Source organism: Paenibacillus sp. FSL K6-1217 (assembly GCF_045040735.1).
GTDB lineage: Bacteria > Bacillota > Bacilli > Paenibacillales > Paenibacillaceae > Paenibacillus_AQ.
In genome coordinates, this window is record NZ_CP150271.1 from 128,170 (window position 1) to 146,652 (window position 18,483).

The window sequence follows — 18,483 nt, forward strand, 5'->3', positions numbered from 1 at the left end:
GGTGAATAAGGATTAGTTAGGGGTGTGCTGCGCGGATAACGAGAAGGCCGGGTCCGGGCGGTGTACACCCATCGGAGTATAACCGAGCGATACACTTACACCGCACAGATCGCCCAGCAGATAGATGATACTCAGCCACATCTCGGTGCCTTGCAGACCGGTGTCCTGCTGCTGCGATAGCTGGAAGGCGAAGCCACGATCCGGCACCCAGTATCTCAGCACTTCGCTGAGCATGTTCTCCGCCCAGGCGCGGATCTCTGCCTGCCTATAACCGGTCTGCTTCAGGCAGAGCCAGAGCGGATGGACCACATCCAGCACATTACATGCATTGAGTACTTCTGTGCGGAAGAACCGGCGGTCCCGGCTGTGGGCCAGTACGGTATCGATGCTGCGCTCAGGGTACGGCAGCGGGAGGCCGAACTGGGCATAAGTTGCGCGGGTCAGCCGGTAGAAGCCGTTCACCGGCTGCAGCCAGCCTTCCTCCGCCGTAGGCTGGCCCCATAGGCCGGAGTCTGTGCGGCAGTGAGTCGCCAGCCAGCCGAAAAGATCATCCGGCCGCTTGCGCGAGCCGAAGGTCTTCAGGTTGTGGTACAGGCCGGTGGCGTAGCAATCGATCCAATCCCCGCCGCCCCAGGCATTCTTCTCCCAAGGAAGCTGGTTCAGCTCTTGATACAATGTGGCGGTATCCATATTCTCGGCAACAGCAACGGGATAGGGCAGCGCTGAGCCTAACACTTCAAGCGCGTAGCCTACAGCGAGAAGGTGATAACGCGAGAGATGATCGGATAATAACGCGGGCTGGTCATCCGGTCCGGGCGGCGACCACGGGTCGGGCAATAACCCTGTCCCGCTATCCTGGAATCCTTGTAATACAGTGATCAGCTCTTCGCTAGTCCAGCCGGGCGGCAAGCTGCCGAACATCGCAGCGATCTCTACGGCATCGCAGTAAGCCCGGACTGTCCGCTTATATCCCGGCCGGTCCCGGAACAGCTTCTCTCCCTCTATGGATTCGGAATAGAACTCCAGCAGGGGAGTTAGCTGCTCCTGCACCTGCTTGCCGAAATTCGCGAGCTGCTCATACAGGCTCTTAGGAGCAGGCTCCGCTCCGCCAAGCGGCAGTACCCCGCTGCCTGTTCCCGCTCCTTCAAGCTTAGCGGTATCTGTCTCATGTTCAGCAGACGATGGCCTCTGCGCATCCGCTACATGCTCCGCGTCTCCCCCAGCTTGCTCCTTCATCTCCATTGCTGCATCCTCCTTAGGGTCTTCTGTCACTGTATCCCCGGCCAGACGGCTGCGGATCAGCTTGGCCGGGTTGCCGCCGACAATACTGTACGCCGGAACATCGCGGGTCACTATGGCACCCGCCGCAATAATACTGTGTGAACCGATCCGCACCCCATCAAGAATAACGGCACCCGCCCCGATCCAGACATCATCTCCTATGACAATGCCCTTGACGGTCAACGGCTGGCGGAAGACCGGGATATCCGTCACGGCGTAGCCGTGATTGAAGCCGTATAGACTTGCGTGGGAAGCGATCCGCACGCCGTCCCCCATGGTAATATCGCCTGACAGCACGCAATAGCTGTTCATGGAGCAGTCGCTGCCCGTGACGAGCCGCGTACTGCGGATAATGGCACCTCCGGCAATGTAAGTCCGGTCGCCGAGCGTAAGCTTATCCGGCAATACGATGGCTTGCGGCGAGACGAAGCAGGCTTCCCCGAAGCTGCAGGGATAATCCGCAGCCAGCTGCTGCTGGTGCAGAGCCTGCTTAAGCTGCTCCTGTTCGGACAGGCCGATCCAGGGCATGTAATCCAGCGCTTGAGCAGAGGTGGACAGTGATTCAGGCATCTTGCATCTCTCCTTCATGTTTCCAGTCCTGTATGTCCTAAGTGTAGCAATGAATACAGGGGAGTGGCATGGTATAATGAACAGAATTGGCATGTCAAAAACGCTTCATATCCCTTCCCGAATGAACAGGCAAGCTGAGAAACGGAGGAGCTATTCATGGAAGAGATTCCGCAGAATCTGGTAATGGATATCCACTGGATTCATGACAAGACCACTTTCCCGCACTGGACGGATATCCGCCAGAATATACATGTACACAGCTTGTACTGGATTCAGGAGGGGGAGGGAGTATTCCGGACAGATACAGAGGAGCATCCGGTGTCGCCGGACATGCTGTTCTATCTGCGGCCGGGACTGTCCATGAAGATGAGCAGCGGAGGCGGCGAGCCTCTGCGGATCACAATGATTCTGCTCTCGCTGTACACGTTGTCGCCGTCTGCGGACAATCAGGGGAGGGTGGCGCCGCTTCATGCGCTGCCCTTGCCGTTCCATCTGAAGCCCCGTAGGGAGCCGGGCAGACAGCTGGGTCAACTCTTCCGCCGGATTGCTTACGGCTGGGTTCCCGGGAGTCCCGGAAGCCAGCTACAGACTCAGGCGCTGCTCTATCAGCTTTTGCATGAACTGCTCCAGGTCCGGGCCATTGACCATCCTGACCGTGGACAAGGCTATGAACTGTTTGTACAGATGAAGAATGAGCTTGAACGGCGCTACAGTGAACCCCTGCAGATCCAGGATCTGGCGCTGCGTTACGGGTTGTCAGCCTCGTATGTCCGCAGTCTTTTTCAACAGTACCTGCACAAGAGTCCCAAAGGGTATTTAAGTGAGATCCGCTATGCGCATGCGAAGAAGCTGCTGAAGTACACCAGATTAACGCTGAAGGAGATTGCGGATGCCTGCGGCTACAGTGACGAATTTCATTTCAGCAAAGCCTTCAAGCAGCTCAGCGGACAGCCGCCGTCAACGGTGCGGACCCGGAGTGACGGGCAATGCTAAGAATGTTGTGATCCGGGAAGCCGGACGGGTATGGGAAAGACAGGGTTACACATACTAACCGGATGGAATGGGAGAGACCTCAGGTATCTGAACGCAGGAAGTTAGCGGGAGTGAAAAACGGGTAAATAACTATAATGTGCCGCATGTTGACCTTTAGCCGGATGTTCCGCTTAAATTTGAAATATAAATGTTGAAGAACTCCGCCACTGTGATATAATTATCCGGTTGGCCTTATGGACTAAGAAGTGGACAAGGTTGCAAGCGATGTTAGATTATATGAATGTCAAAATCGCAGCAAAACGAAGGATTTCAGTGTAATGAAGTGAATTACAGAGTATTAATGCAGAAAACTGCGGATTTTACACGGAAGAACTCAATTTTTGTCGGATTTTATTGATTTATTCAGAAAGTTTCTGTATAATCAGCGTTGTTGATTTTTCATAGGATGTAGCCTGTTCCAGAGCAGCAAGGCTAATAACTAATAACTTAAGCATAATTAGGGGGTTATTAATTTGGGAAAAGCGTTAATTATTGGCGCTGGCGGTGTAGCGAGCGTTGTTGTTCATAAATGCTGCCAGAACCCGGATGTATTCGAAGAGATCTGCATTGCCAGCCGTACGGTGTCAAAGTGCGATGCGCTCAAGGAGAAGCTGGACGGGGGCCCGACTAAGATTTCTACGGCCAAGCTGGATGCTGACAACACGGAAGAAGTCATTGAGCTGATCAAGAGCTTCCAGCCGGATGTCGTGATTAATGTGGCTCTTCCTTACCAGGATCTGACGATCATGGATGCCTGCCTGGCTACCGGAGTGCACTATGTAGATACAGCCAACTACGAACCGCAGGATACTGCGAAGTTTGAATATTCCTGGCAGTGGGCTTATAAGGAACGTTTCGAGAAGGCCGGAATTACGGCTCTGCTCGGCAGCGGCTTTGACCCTGGCGTAACCGGTGTATTTACCGCTTATGCACAGAAGCATTATTTTGACGAGATCCATACGATTGATATTGTGGATGCGAACGCGGGCGACCACGGTTATCCGTTTGCGACCAACTTCAATCCTGAGATTAATATCCGCGAGATCACAGCGAACGGGCGTTACTTCGAGAATGGCGAGTGGATTGAGACAGCGCCGCTGTCCGAGAAGAAAGTATACGATCTCCCGGAGATCGGTCCGAAGGACATCTATCTTTTGTACCATGAAGAGCTGGAATCCCTGGCTGTTAATATCCCTGGCGTGAAAAAAATCCGCTTCTGGATGACCTTCTCGCAGAACTATCTGACCCACCTGAAGGTGCTTGAGAATGTCGGCATGACTTCTATTGAGCCGATCAATTATGAAGGCAAAGAGATTATTCCGTTGCAGTTCCTGAAGGCTATTCTGCCTGACCCGGCTTCGCTGGGACCAAGAACCAAAGGTAAAACAAATATCGGCTGCATCATTCAAGGAACCAAAGACGGCCAGCCTAAGACTTATTATGTCTACAATGTCTGCGATCACGAAGAGTGCTATAGAGAGGTTGGCTCACAGGCCATTTCCTACACTACCGGCGTTCCTGCAATGATCGGAGCAATGATGATTATCAAAGGCATCTGGAACAAGCCGGGCGTACACAACATCGAAGAATTCGATCCCGATCCATTCATGGATGCCCTTAACAAACACGGTCTGCCTTGGCAAGAAGATTTCTCGCCGACGCTGCTGGATTAAGGCGCATGGCCATGAAGAACAAGGACATCGATATTGATATCAGCAATCTGCCGTCTCCTGCCTATCTCGTGGACGAGCGTCTGCTGACGAAGAATCTGGAGACCCTGAATTATGTGCAGGAGAAGAGCGGAGCCAAGATTCTGCTTGCGCAAAAAGGCTTCTCCATGCACGCCATGTACCCGCTGGTAGGTAAATACCTGCACGGCGTTACGTCCAGCTCCCTGTTCGAGGCCCGCCTGGGCTTCGAGGAGATGGGCAAAGAGGTCCATGTCTATGCACCGGCTTATGTGGACCGCGAGTTCGATGAGCTGCTGCGCTACAGCGATCATATGGTGTTCAACTCGTTCGACCAGTGGAACCGGTTCAAGGGCCGGGTGCAGAACGCACCGAAGCAGATCAGCTGCGGCATCCGCGTCAATCCGGAGTATTCCGAGATTGAAGTGCCGCTCTATGATCCTTGCTACAATTACTCCCGCATGGGCGTAACTCTGCCGAACTTCCGGCCGGAGGAGCTGGATGGGATTGACGGCCTGCATTTCCATACGATGTGCGAACAGAACTCGGACACGCTGGAGCGTACGCTCAAGGTGGTCGAAGAGAAGTTCGGGCAGTATCTGCACGGTATGAAGTGGCTGAATTTCGGCGGCGGGCATCATATTACCCGTCCCGACTATGATCTGGACACCCTGATCAAGTGCATTCTGCATATGAAGCAGACTTACAACGTGGAGATCTATCTGGAGCCGGGCGAGGCGATTGCGCTCAATACCGGCTATCTGGTAGCTACGGTTCTGGACACGATGCATAACGGCATGGACATCGCGATTCTCGATACTTCGGCGGAATGCCACATGCCGGATGTGCTGGCGATGCCTTACCGCCCAGGCATCATCGGTGCCGGAGAACCGGGCGAATTCGCCCATACCTACCGGCTCGGCGGCATGACCTGCCTGGCAGGGGATGTCATCGGCGATTATTCCTTCCCGGAGCCGCTGAAATACGGCGACCAGCTGATCTTCACCGACATGGCGCACTATTCCATGGTGAAGAACCACATGTTCAACGGCGTGAACCTGCCGGCTATCGCTTCTTATAATGAAGCAGAAGGCCTCAAGGTGATCCGCGAGTTCGAATATAGTGATTTTAGCGGACGGTTGTCTTAAGGATATAGAAGCGCCCCTTCAGCTTTGGCTGAGGGGGCGTTTTTGTGCCAACAGGGCAACTGGGCAAATCCTGCAAAAAATGCAACATTACTGCCCCCGATCCGTCCACCTGCCTGAAATCCTGCAAAAAATGCAACAATAGGCTGGTCTGACCCGACAAACCGCGGGAAATCCTGCACAAAATGCATCAATTGGCAGCTCAAATCCGCCAGCCCGCTGCAAATCCTGCAAAACATGCAACAATTGGTGATACAGCGGTCAAACGGCACGCCGATCCTGCAAAACGTGCAACAATGGGCGATGCAGCGGTCAATTTCGCGTCTAAACTTTTCAACTAATACAAGTCCGAGCTATACTTCTCCCCAAAATATCTCCGTTTCATACTCAAATTCAATCCTGCCGTCCTGATGATTCCGGTCAAACAGCTCCCGCAGCTCTGCCATCATCGGGTCGTAATTTGGATGTCCGGGGTTAGGGCTGTAGGAAGAGGACAGCAAGCGGCCTTTTAAACCCTCGAAATCGAATGACTGGCTCATTCGGAAGCGTGTGTCATGCATACTTTCTTTGTTGAAAAAAGTGCGGAGTATCGACGGTGAAATGTTCTTATGATTAACTGTCTCGTAGTCGGTTCCGTACGTGCGAAGCAATTGATCGTACTCTTCACGAAAGGAGGTGCCGCTGGTCAGACGGGAGTTCCAGACCAGGACGACTCTCCCGCCCGGCTGTAGAATTCTGCGGAACTCGGCTCGCGCTGCGGCTTGATCGAACCAGTGAAATGCTTGTGCGCAGACAATGAAATCAACGGACTGATCGGGCAATCCGGTAGATTCAGCAGAGCCGGATGCAGTCTGGAAGTTCGGATGGCTTGCTAACCTTTGCTCAGCGGCTTCCCGCATAGCCTGATTCGGCTCGACCGCTGTCACATAGCTGCCCCGGTCCAGAAGCAGCTTAGAGAAGATCCCGGTACCTGAACCGATGTCTGCGATCTTGCTGTCCGAACGAAGACCAACAATGTTGTACAGATAATCAATTGCTTCATGCGGGTAACTCGGACGGTACTTCGTATAGGAATCGACCCGGTCTGAGAACCTTTCTTCATTCTTCATCTCGTCACTCTCCCCAGTAAGTGAATTTCTATTTCATACTAATCGCAATCCGGCCCTCCTGCGGCAGCCAGTCGACCTTGGCCCCAAGCTGTTCGCTGATGAAGCGCAGCGGCAGGTAGGCGGAGCCGTTAACTACAAAAGGCTTATTGGCCAGAGTTACACTTTTACCATTTACGGTTGTGGCTCCGGTTACGGTATTGATGACGATGGTGAGCTGGGGTGCGTCAGCAGCGGTGCCGGTAATGGTGGCTACCTTGTCCGCGGAATATCCGACCGTTGCACCCATCTTGCTGAACAGCGAACGCAGCGGAATGAAGTTCTGCTCACCCCGCGTAATGACACCATTGGTGAAGGGTACGGATTCTCCGTTCAAGGTGACAGAGATCGGTTTCTGCATTGGAACCGGCTGCTTATAGCTGAACTCATAGGTGCCGTACCCGAGTTCGGCATTCTTGTTCACGCCCCAGCCCCAGAGGGTGCCGTCCTTCTTCTGCATGATAATGTGTCTTCTGGCACCCTCCATTGACTGGACATCTGACAGGAGCAATGTGAACTTGGCGTCCGGCGACATGCGGTCTGCAGCAATCGAAGCGGCATAGACCTTGCTGTCTGAGGTCAGTGCTACAATAGAATGTTCAACAATGTAGGCGTCGGTCACTTTGCTAATCCCTGAGAAGAGCACGGGAATGGGCTGATCCTGATAAGTAGTGCCATCCGAATATCCGGTAACGGTGGAGCCCCAGAACCATAGACGGGATTGTCCATCAATGGCTAGCCGGGTGCGCCCGTTGTTGTAAATAGACTTAATATCTTTCAGACCGGCAAAAGGAACAGCCTTCACCTGGGCAGGGTCACTCTGGGTCTTAGGTTCATAACTATCCTGGACGGGCCAGGTCCAGACGCTGCCATCCTTGCGGAGTGCATAATTCTGCTCGAGCTGAACAACATCCTTCAGATTGGCGACTGGTTTAACAGTAGCCAATTCATCCATGCTCGTCCACACCGTCCCGTCTGTCTTCAGGAACAGGTAACGCTCCCAACTGTTATACTTGTTGTTAAGCTTGTTACTCTCATAGTATTGAGAGATCGCTGCAACATGATCCAGACCCTGTACCTGGGAAAAGGGCGGTGCCGTTTTTCCATCCTCTGAGACCACTGAAGAATAGACATTACCCTCTCCGGTGACGGCCAAATAACGGGGGTACATCCCTTGGACTCCGGTTACATTCTTGATGTCTTCGGGAGACAGGATGTCGCTGCCTTTAGCGTCAGTCTCCCATTTCGATACGCTACCATCTTTGGTTACCGCCAGTCCGCCGTTCCACAGCGGGAAAGCAGCTTTCACATCGCGTAATCCCTGCACCTGGGTAGGAACAGACTTCGTGTTCCCCCAGACCCAGAGAGAGCCATCGTCTTTGATCAGATAATCGGGTCCATAGGCAGAGATGCCGGAGGCCGCAGCACTTGCTGCAGAGCTGGTATCCGGTGTCCATACGCTCAGGATTGCAGTCAGACTTATGGTGATGCTCATCAGTACATTTCTTTTTTTCATCTTGTGATCCTCTACTTTCCCTATAATTGCACCTTCACTATAGACGCTGCTTGGGCGCGAAAAGTTTCTTTGAAAATTAACCGTTGCTGATGGCGCTCCTGTGGTACAATAATTTAGTCTGTTTTTTTGGAATTGTCCGTACTTGAGGAGGAAATTAGCGTTAATGAAACATGCACCCTTTATAGCCGTGGAAGGCCCGATTGGAGCCGGTAAAACCACCCTCGCCACGATGCTCGCCACCGAACTTGAGCTTCCGGTCATTAAAGAAATTGTCGATGAGAATCCGTTCCTGGACAAGTTCTATCAGAATATGGACGACTGGAGCTTCCAGCTGGAAATGTTCTTTCTCTGCAACCGGTTCAAGCAGCTAGAAGATACTACGACGCAGTACATAGATCAAGGGAAGCCGGTCATTTCGGATTATCATATCTATAAGAACCTGATCTTCGGGGAACGGACATTGAAGGGATCGAAACGGGACAAATACCGGGAGATCTATCATATTCTGACCGATGATTTCCCGAAGCCTAATATCATTCTCTATATCCGGGCTGATCTGGATACGCTGCTGGCCAGGATTGCCAAGCGCGCCCGTACGTTCGAAGAGATTATTGCGCCTGCCTATCTGCAGCAGTTAATTGAGGATTATGACGAGGCGATGGCTTCACTGGCCCTGCGCGAACCGTCCACTGTCATTGTCACCATCAACGGCAACCAGGTGGATTTCGTGGAGAACCCGGAAGACTTCGCCGCCATTGCGGAACAAGTAAAGGAGCTTATGAAATGAACAGTTACAACATCCCGGACAATGCAATTATCACGGTAGCCGGTACCGTAGGCGTCGGCAAGTCGACGCTGACCGCAGCACTCGCGCAGCGCCTGAACTTCCAGACTTCGCTGGAGCAGGTGGACCATAACCCGTACCTGGAGAAGTTCTACCATGACTTCGAGCGGTGGAGCTTCCACCTGCAGATCTATTTCCTCGCGGAACGCTTTAAGGAGCAGAAGAAAATGTTCGAGCTGGGCGGCGGATTCGTGCAGGACCGTTCGATCTATGAGGACACCGGGATTTTCGCCAAAATGCACGCCGATCAAGGCACCATGTCCCCGACAGATTACGCCACTTATACCAGCCTCTATGAGGCCATGGTGATGACGCCATACTTCCCGCATCCCGATGTGCTGATCTATATTGAAGGCAGCCTGCCTTCGATCCTGACCCGCATCAATGAGCGCGGACGCGAGATGGAGATCCAGACCGACGTCTCCTACTGGGAGCATATGCACGGCCGCTATTCGCAGTGGATCAACGAATTCAGCGCCTGCCCGGTGCTGCGGCTGAATATTGACGAGTATGATGTGAAGGACCCGGCTTCCATGGCGGAGATTCTGACCCGGGTCAGCGCGGTAATTCACCGGAGTACGGCGGGGAAATAAAGAGATAGAGTGAAAAAGCAGCACCAGGGATTAATCCTGGAGCTGCTTTTTTGCGTCCATCACAGAATGTTAAAATACAATGGTTTCGGGGGTTACACCCTTGGGATATTCTTCCTCCCATACGGTTTTGTCCATATAGGCTTGATACCACATGTCGGCAATCACATCCGGATCATTGATTGCGCCAGTACCCGACTCCTTAATCAACAAGCCTAAAGAACGGTGACCAACAAAAATGCCTTGAGCAGCCAATGAAGTATGAAGATTAGCTACATAATTGCGCAGCCCTGAAAGAGCAATACCGATATTCCCCATCATTGGGACGGGGTACATGGCAGATAATCCTGTGGTAAATAGTATGGAACCCTCATTCTTAGCGAGCATATCAGGGAGAACAGCATTGACAACTTGGATGGCACTGACCACATTGGCCTCAAATGCGTCCCTTACATTCTCTACGGTTAACTCCAATACAGAGGTGGGAGGATAGTTGCCTGCTGTAGGACTGAATTCCAGCACATCAATCTGGCCATACTGTGCTTTAATGTTACTGATCGCCTGTTCAATTTGTTCTTTACTGAAAATATCCGCTATGAAATAAGAGGCCTTAATACCCTCCGCTTTCAAGTCATTCACCATTTCTTGCAGCTTTGCGGCGTTTCTTGCGACTAATGCCACTTGGAAGTCATTTTTTCCAAAGCTCTTCGCAATAGACATTCCTAATCCCTTACCTGCACCAATGATCGCTAGTGTTTTCATATCTGATTCTCCTTTTATGAACACGTGAGTGTAATTGACAATTTTAATTGTAAAATCTACAATTAAAACGTTCAATGGTTGATATGAGTCAACATGATATTTAAACATCATTTTATATATATTTGACTATTATTTATGAAGGGGTGGCTTATTATTGGGCAAGGATAAGGTGGATCTGCGTATTCTTAAAACGCGAAAAGCGATTAAGGAAGCCTTCTTGAGACTAGTGCAAACCAAAGGCTACGAACGAATTACTGTACAAGACATTGCCGACGAAGCGATGATAAATCGAAACACATTTTATTTGCATTATGTAGATAAACCTGAATTCATGGACAAGTTATTTCAGGAGAGCGTAGCGAATTTGAATGCTTGCTTGAGCCTGGAGGTGAGCTCGATCCATGAGATGGACAAGGATATGTTCGGTACAATGATAAAAACGATTTTCGACAATATCGATGCCAACATGGTATTCTTTAAAACCATGCTTACTCAAAACATTCACCCAAACTTCTCTATATATTTAAAAGATGCTTTTAAAACGTTCATCTTCGCCGGAATCGGCGATTATCGCCACGATGAAAGGATGAAAATTGGTCTCGAGTACATGATATCGGGATTGGTAGGTGCGATTTGTCTATGGATTGTTGAACGAGAGAATTATAAGATGGAGGGCTTTATCGAGCATCTGAGTGAAATTCATTATCACAACATGGTTGACTTGCTGAAGAATACTAGATAGCAAAACAACTAGTAGAGAATAATGGCACAAGTACGTGGATTTCCAGGAGATTGCGCGCGTTGCGAAAATAGACCTTACCCCAAGAGAAGTATGATAAAAAGCTCACCATTGACGAAATACGAGGGAAATTAAAATAACTGATGTTAAAATGCAGCTCAGGATTGATCTGGGGGCTGTATAGTCAAAGAGCGATCAGCTTCAGCTTGAACAGTTAAAAGGAGGAGAACCATATCTCAGTATCAGCTTCAATAAGCATACGTTTGTGTGAGCGAGCTTGTTCTCTTCTATCCCTAGCCGATCTGTTTCAGAAATTCGCAGACGAAGGTTGGGATTACATAAACAACAAAGGCGAGGTTATGGTGTTGCCATTGGGCGATGATGGTGAATACAATTGGACTTCCGTTGCTGTTAATACAGACGGTCTTTTTGAACTGTTCAAGGAAAAGCGGACAAGAAATGAGATTATCGGAATTGAGTTAATGCGGACAGATTCTGAGGTTGGCTGTGAGTTGCTGATTTTTAATAAGAAGCAATTCATGTTTAGTCTATCGATAGCAAGAAAGAAAATGATAATAAAAGATGATACCGACATCACTGATTTTAGCTGGTATCTGGACAGAATATTACCCGTCTTCAGAGGTCTGCAGGTTGAACAGATAAGCTGTGAGCAATTGCTCTGATAAACTTCATTTTTCAATGCGGGAAAGACGAGGAAGAGGATCTTAAGAAAGCTTTTCAAACCTTTGGTATTCGTCTGGAGAATTTGCAAGATAACAGGTGGTGAGCTATGTGAAAGGAAGCTTCTCGTTCATCGTTCGTGGTGATAACTTAGATTTTGACGGGATCAGTACCAAGTTACACTTGTTACCGACTTCTACTATTAAAAAAGGGCAACCTGTCAGAATAGGAGGGAGTTCGATAGCTCTTTATGACCTATGGAAATTAGAGTTAGAACTATCTGAGGAAAGTGAACCGGAAGATGTACTTAGGCAATTACTTCAGCAATTAACTCCAAACGCTAAAACGATTAATGAAATGATAGATGAGTATGACGAAGTAAGCATCAATTGTTTTATGAGATCAGATTATGGTCAGATGGGTTTTGCACTTTCAAATGAAATGCTTACAAAGTTAGCAGTTTTAGGAGTCGGTATGGATTTTCATATATTGTCGTTTGGTATGGTAGAGTAAACTGTCGAAATCCATAACAAAGACACACCAAATTAACCGTAACTGAGCCAGCTCAGTGCGGTTTATTTTTTAGACATTTTTCGAGAATTCCAGGACTTTTTTCATTTTCCGAGTATATTAACCCTATTTCGGAGCGTTTGACGCAGCTTTTGTCGAGATTTGTTAAGAGTTTGTTTAGAGCTGCCTGATAGAATAAACGCAGATATGAAAAAATAGGTAGTTTACGACTCGTATGTTTTGTCCACGGGAGGGCAGGGCGAAAGGAGAATGCGGAAGCATAGGGAGTGAATCCAGACTACAGCGAAGCTTGCTGCACGGCGGACAGGACATTGAATGAATAAGGGGGAGCACCAATTGTTAATGAGCAGGAGATTGAAGAGATATACCTCGCTAAGCTTGATTCTTAGTATGTTGCTATCGTTAATACCCAGTTCCTTTAGCGGACTGGCAGAGGCTGCGGGGAATGATTATGAGGTCACGTTTCCGAATGGACAACATGTCGGAAATCTAAGCTATCCTGCAGACAATACATTTCTCAACTTTTATACCAAGGTGCAAGGCTTTAAGCAGACAGAGGAAGATAAAGACGCCAAGTACGACTGGGCCAAGGGCGATATCTTTGCCGGTGTCGATGATAATGAAGCAACGGTTAAATTCCAGGTGAATGTAGCCGATAATACCATCTTGAAAAATATGGCGGAGAGCGGACATGCCGAGATGCTTACAGGGTTCGCCGTGCTGCGGCGTCACTCCGGGTTCTTATGGACCCGTCATTCTTCCATTACAGTAAACATCGACGGAAAAGATATTATCAATGAACGAACTGGCAGCAGCCAGCGGTATAACAAGTCGGCCAAGGCCATCATCAAACCTAATTCCGTTATTACCATTAGGGTCTGGGGTGAAGGCGATGACGACGGTGAAGCAGCCGGTGTGCGCGGATTCTACCTCAAGTTCCAGGACCTCAAGCGTCCGGTCATCGATAACTATACCTTCACCGGCAATGGTGCAGAACGGCTCAACGAGAATATTAACCAGAAAGAGCTGTATGTCAAAAGAGACGAGAACATCACGCTCAGCTACAACTTCAGCGAGCCGGTCAGACCTACTTCGGTAGTGAAGGCAAATTCTGATTATTTCCTGCGGCACAAGCTGTTCATTAATGATCCGGAAACTGGACTCCCAGCAGCCGGACAGCAGCAATATCTGCAGAATTTATCCTTTAACGAGAACAATCTGGATTCCTACCAGAAAAAAATCGCCTACAGATATACGGGAGTTCCTTTTCACAACAGCGGCAATAATCCGCTGAGACCGTTAATTACCGGAGGAACCACCGGCGGTGCGCAGATGGATCTGTCGCTGGATAATAAATTGAAAGAAGCCGTGCTCAGTGATGCGGCAGGGAATAAAGCGGTTGTTAATCTCAACACCGTACCGAGCAGCGGCAGCAATGCCTGGCTGGACCGGAAAAGCGGGAACCCGTTTGACTTCGACCGGGGCGGCTTCCGCGTCATTGTCGATGCCGTGCGTCCGAAGTATTCCAAGACCAAGAACGGCATTCAGCCGGAGATTCTGACCGGGGTTACGCTCAATACGGGAGATGTCATTGATTTCACCCTGCAGATGACGGAAGAGGCGATTGCCAAAACCGGCTGGGATGAGAAGAAAACCTTCATCCTCTTCAATAACGGAATGAAAGCCTATTATGTTGCAGGCCGGAATACACCGAATTGGAGCTTCCGCATGACTGTGCCTGACGGCAAAACGGTGGAAACCCCGCTCCTCAAGGCTGTGGCTATATCTAATGATGCCAAGGGCGGCAGTGAGCCGATCCAGATGGATACCGATGTCATTCAGGATTACGCAGGGAACCTGATGATTCAGCCTGCTAACTACGATGGAATCCATAAAGAGGAAATTAAACCTTTCGGCAGTGACGATTCGCTCGCCAACTCCAAGATTGACTGGGCGAACCTGTTCATCGACAATACGGAGCCAGTGATCGGTTACCGGTTCGAGACTGGCGGCGCTACTGATAAAGAATATGCCAAAAAAGGTAAGGTTACGATTGATGCCAACGATCCTTCCATTAAAGTACCGCATCTAGATCCTACTGTAGGTGACCGTGGTACGGAACGGCCGAGCCGCGGAATCTACCGCCCTTCGAATCTGAGTGCGGAAGCTTCTCCTTCCGTGGGTCTGGTGTACTACTGGTGGAGCCAGGATAAGGCTGATCCGTTCGCCGGTGTAGCCGGAGATCATTATGCAGCGCTCAAGCGTTATGCACTCTCCGCCAAGCAGCCGTCAGATGAGCTGTATCCGGGAGAATTCGAGAATATTGAGCTGTCTGTAGTGAATAACAAGACGAACCTGCTCGCCCCTCCGGCGGAAGCCTTCGAGGAAGGGAACAGCGGTGAGTGGTATCTGCATACGTGGACTGCCGATATGTCCTGGGATTCTGCCAGAGAATTGATGCAGTACGAGAAGAAAAAAGTGTATGTGGATACTCATGAGGCACAGTATGATGCTTGGTTCGCAGAGGCACCAGGCAATGAGACAGAAAAGACCTTCTACGCCGACAATCAGGCAATGGCCGCGGTAGGACAATACGGTGATGTAAGTGTCTGGCCGCTTGCGGATTTCAAAAATGACGACTCCAACTGGAAGCATGAAGTAGGCGTGCTGAAGCTGGACAACCAGGGACCTGCCATTACGATGGCCGGTGAAGATACCGCTACGGTACAGGCTCTGGTGAAGGACCCGCATAGCGGTGTCAAAAGTGTGCAGTATCAATGGGTGAAGGACGGGGATTCTCCGGCGAGCGGCAAGTGGGCAGATACGACCTACACCGGCTCAACTGTAACCCGGTCTACTTATGAGGATATTGATGAGGACGGGGCCTATTGGCTCTATCTGAAGGCGCTGGATTTCGCGGGCAATGAGACGGTTAAGACTCCGCAGGAAAGAGCGGTGGTTGTAAGTTCAGAGGCGGCGATTCCGACACAGTTCACACCGGAAGCCAATCCTAACTACGTGAAGAGTCATGATGTTACCTTTGAGATCAGCGGTGTGCATCCGGATTATGCGGGTTTTGTGATCAGCGACAGCTCCCTACGTCCTGATGATAGTAAATTCGCCCCGATGGATGTTTCCAAGGTGTCAGACATCACCCCCCTGTCTGAGAAAAGCTTAATTCAAGACGGATCGGAACCGGCAGCGTCTGGTGCTCCTACAGAGCCAAGTCCTCCGGTTGAGCCGGAAGTTACAGCGAGCATCGGGCCGGTGGCCCTTATGAAGTTCTTGTCCTCCGGGCCGGCAGCGCCTGCGCTGACGCCGCTTGAATCGGAAGAGACTCCGGCACCGGATAACAGTGCCACGCCGGAAGCGACACCTGCTGCTTCAGCCGAAACGACTGAACCGTCAGCGACGCCAACTGTCTCAGCCGAAGCAACGGAGCCGTCAGCGACGCCTGCTGCTTCTCCAGAGGCCAGCCCCGATGCCAAGCTGGCAGCCAAGGGCCTTGGTGCTTCTGTAAGTGAAGCCACTTACAGCTATGTCATTCCTGCTGCTAAAACAGTATTGAACGGAACGCAATACATTCATCTGATGGTGAAGCATAGCGACAAAACGTACTACTACTCGAAGGCTTATTATTTTGACAATGAAGCACCGGTAGTGTATTTCAGCCCTGATAGTGTTGCTTACCCGCTACCGCTGCAGAAGACGAAGATTAGCGTGTCAGAGTTCTACAGCAAAACAGGATTGGTAAGCAAGTATCAATGGGTCAGACAAGATGCAGGTGCAGAAGTACCTACAGAGTCATCGACAAAATGGGCAGATGTTCCGGCAGGCGGCTCAGTATCTATCGACGACAACTCGCTAAAATCGGGAGAAATCTCTGAGTTCCGCTTATATGTACTCGCGGTTGACGGAGCTGGCAACAGCACGATCAAGGCAAGTGCAGGAACCTTCAAGGTCTCGGCAACAACCAAGCCGGATGCGCCGGTGTCGGATGCCAAGTCATCTCTAATCTATCTGTCCGGTGATGCAGCGGACGGCTACACAGCCATTATGAAGCTGAGTCTCGAAACGGAGGACAAGACCGGTTATGAATATTCGGTCTCACCGGATAACGGAGTGAGCTGGCTGAACTGGAAGCCTTATACGAACTTCGTAGCTGTTAAGGTTCCGACGAGTAAGGCTGAGGAGCTTCAGGTATGGGTCAAGTACAGAACGCCGGGCGGTCTGATCAGCAAACCGGCCCAGCTTGAAATCAAGCTTCCTCTTACTACCGTACAGCCGGTCTATGCGCTTGCTTCACTCAGCGTGAACAGCCCGGTTAATGCCAAGGTAGGTGCTGACATTGAGATTACGCTTCCGCCGGGTATTCGCGTCATGCCATCGAAGATTAACCCATCGGTGCCAGTGCGGACCGGGAATTCATTCAAGATCTACGAAAATGGTTACTACAGCTTCGATCTGACCGATCTCAGTGATCCGGACCGCACAGATACTCTATATCTGGTCGTGAAGAATATTGACGGTACGCCTCCTGAAGGAACCGTTGAATATTCATACATGGAGAGTACGAACGGTAATGTGGTTGCCCTTCTCCAGAGCACCTCTGAACCGGTGACGGTTGTGAATAATGGCGGCAAGACGGCCTACACCTTCACGGAGAACGGCAAGTTCGAATTCGAAATTAAGGATGCTGCCGGAAATGTCAATAAGGTTGAAGCAACGGTTGCGAACATTAACAAGGAAGTCCCTAGGGTAAAAGTAGTCCGTTCTTACCAGTATGGCGAGAATGGAAGCCAGACCTTCGGCACCCTGAAGGATAACAGCGGCAATGTGCTGTTCTCCACCGGCGTTACGGTTACGGTAGAGAAGGCGGATGCTTCGGCTAAAGCGTTCAACATCATCAGTGCCGATAAGAGCATTACACTCATGGAGAATGGAACGGCTTCATTCACTGTGGTAGATGTGTACGGCAATACGACAGTTATCAAAGAGAAAGTAACAAATATTCTCTCTGCGCCGCCAGTACCGGATAAGGTGACCTATACCTTTGTAGATGCCGAAGGCAAAGCCGTTCCGGCTGATCAGATTGTGACCATCGGCGGACAGAAATATGCCAAGGGTAAAGTGAAGGTTACGCTTAGCGGCACAGTTGCTGCTCCTAACCACATGTTCTCAGGCGTAAGACCTATTTCAGATGGAGCTGCCTATACGAACCAGATCAGTAAAGCGGATGGAACGTACAGCTACTCGCGTGCTTTTGAGAGCAGCGGTTCAGCGGTCATTGCCATCTCGGATCTGCTGGGCAATGTGAACAAGCTTCCGGTGACCATTGCAGGACTTGATAACACAGCGCCTGAGCTGACACTGAACAAGGAAACGGTCGGAATTGTCCAGAACAAGAAAGACTTTAGCTTCCGTACGGATCTCGGCGGATTCACCGTCTCCGATAATGTATCGGCTGAAGCTAACGTGAAAGTATCGGTCAGCGGGCTGGATCTGAGCAAGCTTGGACGCCAGCGCGTAGCGTACACAGCAGTTGACCAGGTAGGCAATAAGTCGGTGGTCTATCAGGATGTGGTGGTCGTGAAGGATGGCGGATTGCTGGTCTTCGGTAACGACACCTTAATCTCGGCTTCATCCGGCGAATCCGCATTGTTCAATACCAACACCATTACCTTCAAGGTATCCGGCTTCAACCAGATGAAGGTAGGCGGAGTAGACAAGGTCAATCAGGCAGGAACGTTCGATATTCTGTATTACCCTGGTCTGTACCGCGAAGGACAGCTGAAGCTGGTGAAGCAGAAGCTAAGCTATGCTGAACTGGTGAGCAGTAATTTCAAGGTCACCTTCCCGAAAACAGGCTGGTACACCATTGTGGTGAGAACCCAGGAGCGGGACCGCGAATTTGCTACCTTCTTTGTCGGCAATCTGAAATAGTTGAAACAAGAACAGG

The 18,483-nt window shown here is 50.4% G+C and carries 14 protein-coding genes; 10 read left to right on the forward strand and 4 right to left on the reverse strand.

The annotated features are described in order from the left end of the window. Positions 1-12: 12 nt before the first annotated feature. Positions 13-1,851 carry an acyltransferase gene (locus MHH28_RS00590; protein ID WP_405110354.1) on the reverse strand — a complete coding sequence of 613 codons (1,839 nt, stop codon included), beginning with the start codon at positions 1,849-1,851 and terminating at the stop codon, positions 13-15. 156 nt (positions 1,852-2,007) lie between these two features. Here MHH28_RS00590 and MHH28_RS00595 point away from each other — a divergent pair, with 156 nt between their 5' ends. The 4 genes from MHH28_RS00595 (at position 2,008) to MHH28_RS00610 (ending at position 6,057) form a co-directional block, all read left to right on the forward strand. Then, positions 2,008-2,844, forward strand: a complete 837-nt coding sequence (locus tag MHH28_RS00595; RefSeq protein ID WP_405110357.1) for a helix-turn-helix domain-containing protein — start codon at positions 2,008-2,010, stop codon at positions 2,842-2,844. A gap of 512 nt (positions 2,845-3,356) precedes the next feature. Then, positions 3,357-4,556, forward strand: coding sequence for a saccharopine dehydrogenase family protein (locus MHH28_RS00600; RefSeq protein WP_405110360.1), 1,200 nt, complete (start codon positions 3,357-3,359; stop codon positions 4,554-4,556). 26 nt (positions 4,557-4,582) lie between these two features. Continuing rightward, positions 4,583-5,719: a carboxynorspermidine decarboxylase gene (nspC, locus tag MHH28_RS00605; RefSeq protein WP_405116768.1), complete on the forward strand. Its 1,137-nt coding sequence runs from the start codon at positions 4,583-4,585 to the stop codon at positions 5,717-5,719. A gap of 191 nt (positions 5,720-5,910) precedes the next feature. Next, positions 5,911-6,057: a hypothetical protein gene (locus MHH28_RS00610; RefSeq protein ID WP_405110362.1), complete on the forward strand. Its 147-nt coding sequence runs from the start codon at positions 5,911-5,913 to the stop codon at positions 6,055-6,057. A 12-nt stretch (positions 6,058-6,069) separates the two neighbouring features. Here the strand turns inward: MHH28_RS00610 and MHH28_RS00615 are convergent, their stop codons facing one another. Then, on the reverse strand, positions 6,070-6,825 hold the full coding sequence (locus tag MHH28_RS00615) for a class I SAM-dependent methyltransferase (RefSeq protein ID WP_405110365.1): 756 nt from the start codon (positions 6,823-6,825) through the stop codon (positions 6,070-6,072). 28 nt (positions 6,826-6,853) lie between these two features. Next, positions 6,854-8,377 carry a stalk domain-containing protein gene (locus MHH28_RS00620; protein WP_405110368.1) on the reverse strand — a complete coding sequence of 508 codons (1,524 nt, stop codon included), beginning with the start codon at positions 8,375-8,377 and terminating at the stop codon, positions 6,854-6,856. A gap of 163 nt (positions 8,378-8,540) precedes the next feature. Between MHH28_RS00620 and MHH28_RS00625 the strand changes: the two genes are divergently transcribed. Continuing rightward, complete coding sequence (locus MHH28_RS00625; RefSeq protein ID WP_405110370.1) at positions 8,541-9,164, forward strand: deoxynucleoside kinase; 624 nt, start codon at positions 8,541-8,543, stop codon at positions 9,162-9,164. Further along, positions 9,161-9,814, forward strand: coding sequence for a deoxynucleoside kinase (locus MHH28_RS00630; protein ID WP_405110373.1), 654 nt, complete (start codon positions 9,161-9,163; stop codon positions 9,812-9,814). Before MHH28_RS00625 ends, MHH28_RS00630 begins: the two co-directional genes overlap by 4 nt. 69 nt (positions 9,815-9,883) lie before the next feature. On the opposite strand, the gene MHH28_RS00635 is transcribed toward MHH28_RS00630, so the two are convergent. Continuing rightward, positions 9,884-10,573: an SDR family NAD(P)-dependent oxidoreductase gene (locus tag MHH28_RS00635; protein WP_405110376.1), complete on the reverse strand. Its 690-nt coding sequence runs from the start codon at positions 10,571-10,573 to the stop codon at positions 9,884-9,886. Positions 10,574-10,727: 154 nt separating this feature from the next. Between MHH28_RS00635 and MHH28_RS00640 the strand changes: the two genes are divergently transcribed. The 4 genes from MHH28_RS00640 (at position 10,728) to MHH28_RS00655 (ending at position 18,467) form a co-directional block, all read left to right on the forward strand. Further along, positions 10,728-11,315: a TetR/AcrR family transcriptional regulator gene (locus tag MHH28_RS00640; protein ID WP_405110379.1), complete on the forward strand. Its 588-nt coding sequence runs from the start codon at positions 10,728-10,730 to the stop codon at positions 11,313-11,315. Between the two features lie 356 nt (positions 11,316-11,671). After that, entirely contained in the window at positions 11,672-11,995 is a 324-nt protein-coding gene (locus MHH28_RS00645) for a hypothetical protein (RefSeq protein ID WP_405110382.1), read from the forward strand. A 109-nt stretch (positions 11,996-12,104) separates the two neighbouring features. After that, complete coding sequence (locus tag MHH28_RS00650; RefSeq protein ID WP_405110385.1) at positions 12,105-12,506, forward strand: DUF4279 domain-containing protein; 402 nt, start codon at positions 12,105-12,107, stop codon at positions 12,504-12,506. Positions 12,507-12,914: 408 nt separating this feature from the next. Further along, positions 12,915-18,467 (forward strand): hypothetical protein, encoded by a 5,553-nt coding sequence (locus tag MHH28_RS00655; RefSeq protein ID WP_405110388.1) that lies wholly within the window; start codon positions 12,915-12,917, stop codon positions 18,465-18,467. Positions 18,468-18,483: the final 16 nt, after the last annotated feature.